Origin of the sequence: Catenulispora sp. EB89, assembly GCF_041261445.1 — a bacterium.
GTDB lineage: Bacteria > Actinomycetota > Actinomycetes > Streptomycetales > Catenulisporaceae > Catenulispora.
Map to the genome: position 1 here is coordinate 38,295 of NZ_JBGCCU010000034.1, position 11,445 is coordinate 49,739.

9 protein-coding genes and 1 riboswitch are annotated in these 11,445 nt (G+C 71.0%); of the genes, 7 read left to right on the forward strand and 2 right to left on the reverse strand.

Translation table 11 applies throughout. The features are described 5' to 3' along the window. Positions 1 to 2: 2 nt before the first annotated feature. The 5 genes from fmt to ABH920_RS44140 all read left to right on the forward strand — a co-directional run bounded on the left by fmt (position 3) and on the right by ABH920_RS44140 (position 5,681). The gene (gene fmt / locus ABH920_RS44120) at positions 3 to 950 is read left to right on the forward strand and encodes a methionyl-tRNA formyltransferase (protein ID WP_370355320.1); all 948 of its coding nucleotides are present in this window, start codon (positions 3 to 5) and stop codon (positions 948 to 950) included. A gap of 68 nt (positions 951 to 1,018) precedes the next feature. After that, positions 1,019 to 2,647, forward strand: coding sequence for an RsmB/NOP family class I SAM-dependent RNA methyltransferase (locus ABH920_RS44125; protein WP_370355321.1), 1,629 nt, complete (start codon positions 1,019 to 1,021; stop codon positions 2,645 to 2,647). 389 nt (positions 2,648 to 3,036) lie between these two features. Then, entirely contained in the window at positions 3,037 to 4,263 is a 1,227-nt protein-coding gene (locus ABH920_RS44130; RefSeq protein WP_370355322.1) for a M1 family metallopeptidase, read from the forward strand. 51 nt (positions 4,264 to 4,314) lie between these two features. Beyond that, a complete protein-coding gene (locus ABH920_RS44135) occupies positions 4,315 to 4,866 on the forward strand; it encodes a T6SS immunity protein Tdi1 domain-containing protein (protein ID WP_370355323.1) in 552 nt (183 codons plus the stop codon). 44 nt (positions 4,867 to 4,910) lie between these two features. Continuing rightward, positions 4,911 to 5,681, forward strand: a complete 771-nt coding sequence (locus ABH920_RS44140; RefSeq protein WP_370355324.1) for an SDR family oxidoreductase — start codon at positions 4,911 to 4,913, stop codon at positions 5,679 to 5,681. Between the two features lie 12 nt (positions 5,682 to 5,693). Here ABH920_RS44140 and ABH920_RS44145 read toward each other — a convergent pair whose 3' ends face one another. After that, a complete protein-coding gene (locus tag ABH920_RS44145) occupies positions 5,694 to 7,346 on the reverse strand; it encodes an AMP-binding protein (RefSeq protein WP_370355325.1) in 1,653 nt (550 codons plus the stop codon). A gap of 298 nt (positions 7,347 to 7,644) precedes the next feature. Here ABH920_RS44145 and ABH920_RS44150 point away from each other — a divergent pair, with 298 nt between their 5' ends. Continuing rightward, on the forward strand, positions 7,645 to 8,073 hold the full coding sequence (locus ABH920_RS44150) for a helix-turn-helix domain-containing protein (protein ID WP_370355326.1): 429 nt from the start codon (positions 7,645 to 7,647) through the stop codon (positions 8,071 to 8,073). Positions 8,074 to 8,443: 370 nt separating this feature from the next. Then, positions 8,444 to 9,118: a ribulose-phosphate 3-epimerase gene (rpe, locus tag ABH920_RS44155; RefSeq protein WP_370355327.1), complete on the forward strand. Its 675-nt coding sequence runs from the start codon at positions 8,444 to 8,446 to the stop codon at positions 9,116 to 9,118. A gap of 112 nt (positions 9,119 to 9,230) precedes the next feature. Here rpe and ABH920_RS44160 read toward each other — a convergent pair whose 3' ends face one another. Next, positions 9,231 to 10,898: a protein kinase gene (locus ABH920_RS44160; RefSeq protein WP_370355328.1), complete on the reverse strand. Its 1,668-nt coding sequence runs from the start codon at positions 10,896 to 10,898 to the stop codon at positions 9,231 to 9,233. A gap of 216 nt (positions 10,899 to 11,114) precedes the next feature. Next, positions 11,115 to 11,252: riboswitch (FMN riboswitch) on the forward strand. Positions 11,253 to 11,445 lie beyond the last annotated feature (193 nt).

An 11,445-nucleotide genomic window follows, 5' to 3' on the forward strand; every position in this document is an offset into this window, starting at 1 on the left:
CGATGCGCATCCTGTTCGCCGGCACCCCCGAGCCCGCGCTGCCCTCCCTGCGCGCGCTGCTGGACTCCCGCCACGAGGTGGTCGCGGTCCTGACCCGCCCCGACGCCCGCTCCGGCCGCGGCCGCCGCATGGAGGCCTCGCCGGTGGCGAAGCTGGCCGAGGAGGCCGGCGTAGAGGTGCTCAAGCCCGAGAAGGTGCGCGACTCGGCGTTCCTGGAGCGGCTGGCCGAGATCTCCCCGGACTGCTGCCCGATCGTCGCCTACGGCGGCCTGATCCCGAAGTCGGCGCTGGACGTCCCGCGCCACGGCTGGGTCAACCTGCACTTCTCGCTGCTGCCGGCCTGGCGCGGTGCGGCCCCGGTGCAGCAGGCGCTGCTGCACGGCGACGAGATCACCGGCGCCTCCACCTTCCTGCTGGAGGAGGGCCTGGACACCGGCCCGGTCTTCGGCACGGTCACCGACGAGATCCGCCGCACCGACACCAGCGGCGACCTGCTCGCCCGGCTCGCCGAGTCCGGCGCCCGGCTGCTGGCCGCCACCCTGGACGCCATCGAGGACGGCACCGCGCGCCCCGTGCCCCAGCCGGCCGACGGCGTCACGCTGGCCCCGAAGGTGCTGGCCGACGACGCCCGGATCGACTGGACGGCCCCGGCGCTGCGCGTGGACCGGCTGGTCCGCGCCTGCACCCCGGCCCCCGGCGCCTGGACCGTCCTGCCGGGCGCGGACGGCGAGGAGGACCTGCGGGTGAAGATCTTCCCGGTCACCGCGCTGCCCGGGAGCACCGAGGTCCCGCCGGGCCGGATCGTGCAGGACTCGCGAGGATTGATGGTGGGCACCGGAAGCGGGCACACGGTGCGGCTCGGCGACGTGCAGCCGCAGGGCAAGCGGCGGATGCCCGCGGCGGACTGGGCACGCGGCCTGCGGCTGACCGGGGACGAGGCGTTCGTCTGAGCCGTCCGGCCCCGCCCGCACCACCCACATCATCCATATCCCGTCACAAAGGAACAGCGAACCCTCCCATGGCACCGCGCACGTCCACCTCCACCGCCGACCCGGCCCGCTCCGCCGCGCTCGAAGTCCTGGAGGCGGTCCGCACCCGGGACGCCTACGCGAACCTCCTGCTGCCGCGGGTGCTGCGCGAGCGCGGGCTGACCGGCCGCGACGCCGCGTTCGCCACCGAGCTGTCCTACGGCACCCTGCGCTGGCTCGGGACCTACGACGCGATCATCGCCGCGTGCGTGGACCGCGAGCTGGACGCGGTGGACCCGGTGGTGCTGGACGCGCTGCGCCTGGGCACGCACCAGCTGCTGGCGATGGACGTCCCGCCGCACGCCGCCGTCTCGACCACGGTCGACCTGGTGCGCGCGGTCTCCAACGAGGGCGCCTCGCGGTTCGCCAACGCGATCCTGCGGCGGGTCGGCCAGGGCGACCTGCAGGCGTGGATCAACCGCGTCGCGCCGAACTCGCAGGAGGACCCTGAGGGCTTCCTCGCGGTGTCGCGGTCGCACCCGCGCTGGATCGTGTCAGCGCTCTGGGACTCGTTGCAGGCGCACCGCGGTGCGCAGCGCGCGCACGGGGACATCGGGGAGCTGCTGGACGCCGACAACGCGCGTCCGGGGGTCACGCTGGTGACGCGGCCGGGCCTGGCGCGGGTCGAAGAGCTCACCGATCTCGGGGCGCTGGCGGCGCGGTACTCGCCGTACGCGGCGTATCTGGCCGGCGGCGACCCGGGCGCGCTGCCGCCGGTGCGCGAAGGGCGCGCCGGGGTCCAGGACGAGGGCAGCCAGCTGGTCGCCATGGCGTTGGCCGCGGCGCCGCTGGAGGGCCGGGACGAGCGGTGGCTGGACATGTGCGCCGGCCCCGGCGGGAAGGCGGCGCTGCTGGCCGGGCTCGCGCTGGAGCGCGGGGCGTCGCTGCTGGCGAACGAGATCGCGCCGCATCGGGCCCAGCTTGTTCGCAGGGCGCTGCGGGGCTATGGAGAGCGGTTGGTCGGCTTTGACGGAGTGGCCGGGCGTGACTGGTCGGAGGCGGTGTCGGCGGACGAGGACGGGCCCGATGACGAGGGCGGCGTCGGCGTCGTGGTCGGTGCTGGTGCTGGTGCCGATGCGGGCGTCGGGGTCGGGATCGGTAGCGATGGCGGCGCGGATGACGCCGACTCGGCGTCTGAGTCCGGTCACAGTGACGGTGCAGGTACTAGTGCGGGGACAGTGCCCCCGGGCCCCGGCGCTCTCCAGGTGATCGCCGCCGACGGCATCCGCGCGCCCTGGAAGCCGGGTTCCTTCGACCGCGTCATGCTCGACGCCCCCTGCACCGGCCTCGGCGCGCTGCGTCGCCGTCCGGAGTCGCGCTGGCGGCGCACGCCGGACGACCTCGAACGGCTGACCCGCGTGCAGCGCCGACTGTTGTCCTCTGCGCTGGACTCTGTGCGGCCCGGGGGACTGGTCGCCTATGTGACGTGCTCCCCGCATCTGGAGGAGACGCGCGACGTGGTCCGGCAGGTGGTCAAGGCACGGCGGGACGTGGAGCGGGTCGACGCCCGGCCGTACCTGCCCGGCGTGCCCGATCTCGGTGGCGGTCCCGATGTCCAGCTCTGGCCGCATCTGCACGGTACCGACGCTATGTATCTGGCGCTTCTGCGCCGTTCCTGAGGCCGATCGCCGCCGCACACTGTCTCAAAACGATCACAGGTTCGTCCCCGGTACGTCTGCGCCGTGACTTTTTGCACCCCCCAGGTGGTCTGGAGGTTTGGCAGAGCTGGTGCATTCGGCGATGGGGTGGGTGGGGTGGCGTGAGGTCTTCCATAGGTGCGTCCGTATTAGGGCGGGTCGGCTTGTGGGTTCCGTTGGGTGGGGCGGCGGCAGCGGTGGTCGCCGCCGCGTGGTTGGCGGCGCCGTTGGGGCCGCATCAGCCGCCTGTCCCTATGCGTTCGGAGGGCCCTGTCCTGGGGGCTGACAGCGGGGCGGCTATTAGCGCAAGCCCGGTGGCGGTTCCGCAGAGCGGGGATCCCGTTGCGCCTGATCAGGCTCTCTATACGGTCGTGCTCAGGAGCGATGACACCGGGCACTCCTGGAGCGGGACCGAGAAGATCTCGTTCGCGAACTCTGGAACCGTCCCCATTACGGAGTTCTGGATAAGGCTGTGGGGCAACGGAGACGCCGGCTGTGGCGCCACGCAGCCGGAACGCATCAGCAACCTGAGCGGCGGCTCGATAGCGGAGACAGAGCAGAAGTGCACAGCGTTCCGCATAGTGCTCGACAGCGCGTTGGCGCCAGGAGCGCGTACAGAGATTGGGTTCGCGCTCGCTATAGACGTACCGGTGCGGGCCGACCGGTTCGGGGTGAACGGCGTCGACACGTACGTGGGGGACGCCCTAGCGGTTCTGGCCGTCAAGGACGAACACGGCTGGGAGCTTCCTCCGTACGTCGACTTCGGGGAGAGCTTCTACTCGCTGACCGCGGACTACGACGTCACCCTCGACCATCCGGCGACGTTACAGGTCCCCTCGACAGGGGCGATCGCAGGGGAGACTCACGAGGGCGACCGGGTCGTCACGCATATATCGGCGCCCAAGGTGCGCGACTTCTCATGGTCGGCCGGCGCCTTCCACCACGCGAGCATGACCAGCGCCACCGGCGTGACGATCGACGCGTACTGGCCGAACTCGGAGAGCGATTCGAACTGCCAGTCCCTGATGCGCTATGCGGCCGGCGCTATAGACGCCTACTCAGCCCGCTACGGCGCCTATCCCTATCCGCGGTTCTCGATCGTCTTCGACGAGTTCGGGTCGGCCTTCGACGGGATGGAGTACCCGAACTACGTCCTGTCCTCCGCGTCCGAGGGGGCGGTCGCGCACGAGGTCGCGCATCAGTGGTGGTTCGCGCTTGTCGGCGACGACCAGTACCGGCATCCCTGGCTCGACGAGGCCTTCGCGGAGTACAGCGCGGAGGAGTTCCAGGGCGCCACGACGCCCGCGCACAACTGCGACTGGATCGCCTCTGACGAGCGTATGGACGCCTCCATGGACACCTATGAGAAGACCGGCGACTACCTCTACCACGATGCCGTCTACCACGAGGGCACGTGCATGCTGTTCGACCTGGAGCACACTCTGGGCCGCGACGCCATGGACCGGATGCTGCGCGGACTGTTCACCAAGTTCGAGTACGGAGTCGAACGCCCGGACGACGTCCGGGCGATGGCGCAGAGCGTCGCGGGACGGGACCTGTCCGCATTCTGGGTGAAGTGGCGTAACACCGGTGACTGACGGCGGGCGGGGGTAGTGTGCGGGCTCCCCGACCGTTGAGGAATTGGTGAGATGGTGAATTCGGGATTCTCCTTCGAGACCCTTCAAGAGCGTATGCCGGCCGAACCCGCACGCGGCCTGGCGGAGCACGGCACCGGCGGCTTCGCCGACGGATTCCTGCAGTTCCTGGCGCCGGAAGCCCTCGACGACTCCTTGGCCGAATGGCTCGGCGGCTTCCAGCCGGCCCGCGTCCCGTTCGCGCGCACTGCTCTCGGCGACCTGCTCTATATACGCGATCTGAGGGAGCGGGCCGCCGCGCTCGGCCTGGACGCCGATGAGGTGGAGTCGGCCTATGACGTGTCCGTGGTCGACGTCCGCTACAAGAAGGTGAGCGTTCTGGCGTTCTCGTTCGCTGAGTTCACCGAAGGCCTGTCGGACCCTGAGTTCCTGGAGGAGGAACTGCGCAAGGACCTCTACGACGCCGCGGTGCCCCGGCTCGGACGTCCCGGCGCCGACGAGATCTTCACGTTCGTCCCGGTGCTCTCGTGCGGCGGCAGCGAGGACCCGGCGAACCTTGAGCGGGGCCAGGCGGACGTCGCGCTGTCGATCTTGTTCCAGTCCTAAAACTCGTTGACCCGGCCCGGCCGCCGTGGCCAGACTCCTCGCTCATGACGCAACAGCAGCGGCCGGTCGCCGTCGTGACAGGAGTCGGCAGGCGGGCGGGGATCGGCGCGGCGATCGTGGAGGCGTTGGCGCGCGACGGGTGGGACATCGGGTTCACCTATTGGCGTCCTTATGACGATCGCATGGACTGGGGACGCGATGAAGAGGCGCTTGCCGCCATCACCGCTGATGCCGAGGCGTACGGCGCGCGGGTGCACGCGGTCGAGGCGGACTTGGCGGTCGTGGAGACGGCTGGAGAGGTCTTCGCTAAGGTGCAGGGCGCTTTGGGCGGCGTCAGGGCTCTGGTGATGGCGCACTGCGAGTCCGTGGACTCCTCGATCCTCGACACCACGGTCGAGTCCTGGGACCGGCACTTCGCGGTCAACGCGCGGGCTTCGTGGCTGCTGGTCCGCGAGTTCGCGACGCGGTTCGCGCAGCCGCACGGCACCGGTCGGATCATCGCACTGACCAGCGGCGCCATTGTGCACAACGTGCCCTACGGGGCCAGCAAGGGCACGCTCGACCGGCTCATGGTGGCCGCCGCGGTGGAGCTGCGGGAGCTTGGCATCAGCGCCAACGCCGTGGATCCGGGGCCGACGCAGACCGGGTGGATGGACGACAACCTCGCCACCTACCTCAAGGAGCGCACTCCGTTGGGGCGCAACGGAGTGCCGGCGGACTGCGCGGAGCTGGTCGCGTTCCTGTGTTCGGAGCGCGGTGGCTGGGTGAACGGGCAGACGCTCTACAGCGATGGCGGATTCAACGCGGCGCGGTGACGTCCCGCGTACTCACTTCAATCCGAGGATGCCGACTGCCTGCTCCCGCATCTCTACCTTGCGGACCTTGCCGGTGACCGTCATGGGGAACCCGTCCACGATGTGCACATAGCGCGGGATCTTGTAGTGCGTGAGACGTCCTTCGCAGAACGTGCGGACGGCCTCTGCGGTGAGCGGCTGTGCGCCGGGCCGTAGCCGGACCCAGGCCATCAGTTCCTCGCCGTACTTCTCGTCGGGGACGCCGATCACTTGGACGTCCTCTACGTCGGGATGGGTATAGAGGAACTCCTCCACCTCGCGCGGGTATACGTTCTCGCCGCCGCGGATCACCATGTCCTTGATGCGGCCGACGATGGCGACGTAGCCGTCGGCGTCCATCTGCGCGAGGTCGCCGGTGTGCATCCAGCCGTCGCCGTCCACGGCCTCCGCGGTGCGCTCGGGCTCGTTCCAGTAGCCGAGCATGACGCTGTAGCCGCGGGTGCACAGCTCGCCGGGTTCGTCGTAGCCGAGGGTGGCGTCGGTGTCCGGGTCGACGATCTTGATCTCGACGTGCGGGTGGACCCGGCCGACGGTGGCCACGCGGCGTTGCAGGCTGTCGTCGCGGCGGGTCTGGGTGGAGACCGGGGAGGTCTCGGTCATGCCGTAGGCGATGGTCACGTCCGTCATGCCCATCTCGTCGATGACCCGCTTCATCACCTCGACGGGGCACGGGGAGCCGGCCATGACCCCGGTGCGCAGGGAGCTGAGGTCGTAGGCGTCGGGGGACTTCTCCAGGAGCGCCAACTCTGCGATGAACATAGTGGGGACACCGTAGAGGACGGTGCAGCGCTCTTCAGAGACCGCGCGCAGAGTGTCTGCAGGGTCGAACAGTTGCCCGGGGAGGACCATGCAGGAGCCGTGGCTGGTGGCTCCGAGGTTTCCCATCACCATGCCGAAGCAGTGGTAGAGCGGTACCGGGAGACAGACGCGGTCCTCATGGGTCCACCCCTGGACTTCGGCGACCATATAGCCGTTCCCCAGGACGTTGCGATGCGACAGTGTGGCGCCCTTGGGGAACCCTGTGGTGCCGGATGTGTACTGGATGTCCACGGGGTCGTCTGCGTGCAGGCGGCTTGCGCGTTCGGCGAGCGCCGTGGCGGGCACTGTCGTGCCGCGCTCTACGAAGGCGGTCCAGCCGGGTGTGCCGATGAAGACGACGTCCTGGAGCTCTGGGCAGTCCTCACGTACTGCGTTCACCATCGCGACGTAGTCGCTCGACTTCACTTGAGTGGCGGCGAACAGCAGGCTCGCGCCGGACTGCTTGAGGGTGAAGCGGATCTCGTGGTCGCGGTAGGCCGGGTTGAGGTTCACCAGGATCGCGCCGACTTTGGCCGCCGCGTACTGGACCAGGACCCATTCGGCGCAGTTCGGCGACCAGATGCCCACGCGGTCGCCCTTGGCGACGCCGGCGGCGAGCAGGCCGCGCGCCAGCTCCGCGGTCGCGGCGTCGAACTCCGCGTACGTCCAGCGCCGGCCGGTCGCGCACTCCACGAGGGCGTCGCGGTCCGGGTACGCGGTGGCGATCCGCGTAAGGTTCGCGCCGATGGTCTCATCGGGGAGCGCGGGGGAGTCGGGGCCCTTGCGGTGCGCTTCGCCCCGGATGCCAGCGTCGTCATTGCCGCTCATGCCGTCTCACCTGTGCTTCTCTAGAGGCCGACGTCAGGATTCGACACTAGTGGCCCGGTGGACCTTCGTCGATGGGCCGCGCTGAGGGGCGTTCTGCGGGGTAATTTCAGAGGCGTTCTCAGGGACGCTCTCAGGGGTTCGCGGTAGTCTCCGCCGCAACAACCGACGACGGCGGCGACGCGGTGCGGCGGTGATCGGTTCCCAGCCGCCATGGCGGCAACGCGTCAGGCGCGCCGGTCTCCTTCGGCTGGTCGGCTGTGGTCGGATGATGAAGAGGTGTCTGCGATCGGAGGTTGTGATGCGACAGGACGGAGGCTGGCTTCCCAGCCCTGACGCGCGGCCCACCAGGGCCCTGGCGCTGCTGATCACCGGCCTGACCGACGACGCGGTGGCCCGCCGGCTGGCGGTGAGTCGCCGGACGGTGCAGCGCGCGGTGCGGGACCTGATGGACGCCGCGGGCGCCCGGACCCGGATGCAGCTCGGCCATCACGCGGCGTGCGTGGGCCTGCCGCTGCCCGATCCGCCGTCGGCGGCGGAGCCCCGGCACCAGCCCGCGCCGGCCGACCTGCGGCTGCTGGCGCTGCTGCTGGAGGACGCGCGGGTGGACCGCGTGCTCGGGGTCAGCCCGCGGAGCGTGGAGCGGGAGGTGCGGCGGCTGATGACGCTGGCCGGGGCGAAGAGCCGGGTGCAGTTGGGGTGGCTGGCTACGCGGTGGGGTTGGTTGTAGGCGCGGGCGGTGGGTTGGTTCGGGGCCGCTGGGATAGGGCCGGACAGGGAACATAGAGGGACAGAGCAGCGTAAAGCAGGGCACAGCGGGATAGGGCGGGTGCGGACTAATTGCTTGCCGGTGCCGGCCAGGCGCGGGCGGCGGGCTGACCAAGGCTGAGGGCAGGGCGAGCGCGCCGACTGCGGCCGGGGCGAGGCGAGCGCGTGCTGGCTGTGGCCAGGGGCGAGGCGGCGAGTGCGTGCCGATCGCGGCGGGGGCTGTTGAGCGCGGCGCGGGCGGCGACGGGACGTTGGCCGCGGCGCGTGAGCTGGGCGCGTTGGCTTGATCGCGCTGGTGCGGTCCGGGGCCGCGGATCTGCCAGACTTTCCCTATGAGCTCAGTCCAGATCTCCCCGTCCATCCTCTCCGCTGATTTCGCGCGCCTGGCCGATGAGGTCTCCGCGGTGCCGTCGGCCGACTGGATCCACGTCGATGTGATGGACAACCACTTCGTGCCGAATCTGACGTTGGGGTTGCCGGTTGTGGAGTCGTTGGCGAAGGCTTCGCCGCGGCCGCTGGACTGTCATCTGATGATCGCCGATCCGGATCGGTGGGCGCCGGGTTATGCCGAGGCGGGTGCGGGGAGTGTGACGTTCCATGTGGAGGCCGCGCATGCGCCGATTCGGCTGGCGCGCGCCATTCGGTCGGCGGGGGCGCGGGCCGGGATGGCGCTGAAGCCGGCGACGGCGGTCGAGCCGTATGAGGACCTGCTGTCGGAGCTGGACATGCTGCTGCTGATGACGGTCGAGCCGGGCTTCGGGGGCCAGAAGTTCCTGGACGTGGTGCTGCCGAAGATTCGGCGTGCGCGGCAGATGATCGACCGGCATGGCGGTTCGGTGTGGCTGCAGATCGACGGCGGCGTCGCGGCCGACACGATCGAGCGCTGCGCGGAGGCCGGGGCGGATGTGTTCGTGGCGGGATCGGCGGTGTACGGCGCCGAGGATCCGGATGCGGCGGTTCGGGCGCTGCGGGCTCAGGCTGAGGCGGCCGGGGCGCGAGTCGCCTAAGGGTGGCGGCGGGCAGCGGTCGGTAGCGGGGAACTGATTCGGCGCTGGCGCTGCGCGGGAGTGTGGCGAGCGAGCGCGGTGCCCGAGCGCGGTGCCCGAGGTCGCGCCGCCGCTACTGCGACGGCGCCGTGGCTTCTTCTACTGGGCGGACCAGGCAGAAGCTGACTGCGGAGGGTTGCTCCACGTCGGCCCGGCCGGGGGCGTGGAGGCGTTTGCAGATTTCGGGGTCGGCGCGGTCTTCGCGGGCTGTCACCTTGCGGCCGTCGAGGTTGGCGGCGGCCCTTTGGGAGATCTTGGCGGTGATGTGGCCGGTGGCGTCGACCTTGACGAAGTCTCCGACCTTCACGTCGGTGACCGTGAAGGATTCGTGCTTGAGCGTCGCGGCCACGATGCCGCCGATCGTCGCCACGACCAACAGCGACAGGATCAGGCCGCGGGGGCGGCGGGTACGGCGACGGGCGGGGGCGGCCGGGCTGTGCGGGCCATGCAGGCTGGGGCCGTGCGGGCGCTGGCCGGTGGCCGTCGGGCGGCGTGTGTCCGGGATCGGGGGCTGTATGCGGCGGCGCTGGTCAGTGGCCTGCGACGGACGCTTTCCGGTGCCGGTGCCGGTACCGCTGGTCGGCCGACGCGGGGGCACCGCGCCCTGCGCGCGTGGCGGGGTCGCTCCGGATGACGTGTTGTGCCCGCGTGACGCGGCACCGGTTCCGCGCTGACCCGTGGAAGCCGCATTGCCGGTGCGCTGGCCTGTGGAAGCCGCCGCGCCGGCCGGGCCGTGCTGCCTGTTGGCGGCCGGGTTGCCGGTGAAGCCGCGCTGGCCGGTTGAGCCCGAGCCGTTGATCGGCCGCCGCCCCGTCGCCGGTCCCGCAATCGTCGGCGCGACAGGCGGCGCGACAGGCGGCGCAGCAGGCGGCCCAGCGGGCCCCGCAGCACTCGGCGCGACAACCGCAGCGACCGGCGGCACCTCCGGCGCCGCCAACAACCGCCGCGCCCCCGCGATCCCGAGCCGCGCCGCCGGGTCCTTCTCCAGCAGCCCGGTGACCAGCGGGGTCAGCCGCCCGGCGCGCACCGGCGGCGGCGCCTCGTCCAGGATCACCGCGGTCAGGGTCCCGGTCGCGGTCTCGCGGTGGAACGGCGAGAAGCCCTCGACCGCCTGGAACAGCGTGACCCCCAGCGAGAACAGGTCGCTGACCGCCAGGCCCTCGGTCCCGCGCGCCCGCTCCGGCGCGATGTACTCCACCGAGCCCAGGAAGCTGCCGGCTGCCGTCAGTGCCGTGTCGGTGGTGCCGATGGCGATGCCGAAGTCGGTGAGCAGCACGTGCCCGTCGTCGGCCAGCATCACGTTCGCCGGCTTCACGTCCCGGTGCACGATGCCCGCCGCGTGTGCCGCCTCCAGGGCGTCCAGCAGGGCGCCGGCGACCAGGGCCGCGTGCGCGACGGACAGCGGTCCGTACTCCTCGACGTGCTCCTCCAGCGTGTGGCCGGCGACCAGTTGCATCACCGTCCAGGGCGCGCCGTCCTCGACCACGACGTCGTGCACGGCCACCACGTTCGGGTGGTCGCGCAGCCGGGCCGCGTTGCGGGCCTCGCGCTCGGCGCGGCGGAGGCGCTCGTCGGCGTCGGGGCCGGGGGTGGCCGGGAGCCAGACCTCCTTCACCGCGACCTCGATGCGCAGGGCTTCGTCGGAGGCGCGCCAGACCCGGCCCATGCCCCCGGCACCCAGGCGTGCCAGCAGACGGTACCGGCCACCGATCAGCCGGCCGGGCTCTGCCTGTCCAGCCATCCGCGTCCCCCCGCATCAATGGTTTGTGTCCGAGATCAGGCTACGTGCATATCTTCGCGGGCAGCCTACTGTCCGGGAAGTCAAAGCAGCGTCGGGATGTCCGGGTTCCGCGTAAAACTAGAACGTGTTACATTCTGGGGCGAGGGCCGGGGTGACGCGCACCACGCTCGGGCGACCGGGAATGAATCGCGTGGCACACTGGTTCTGCTACGACGAACGCGTGCTCCGGGGTCGGTGAAATTCCGAACCGGCGGTGACAGTCCGCGAACCGCTCGTCCGCCTCGGCGGACGGGTGGCCGATCCGGTGGAATTCCGGGACCGACGGTTAAAGTCCGGATGGGAGGCTGCACGCGACGGGCGTGCCGCCTCGCTGTGTCCGCACAGCTTCCGGTGCGGATCACGTCCCGTCGCGGCGTTCGCGACGGCTGCCGCCGGTCTCCGGCGGTGTATGCCGTGGCGCGCCGCCTCCCCTCACGCACCCCCTTTCCCGGAGTCCGGGTTCGACCGCGTGCCGACCGGCACCGGCAAGAGGCGGATTGCGGATCTA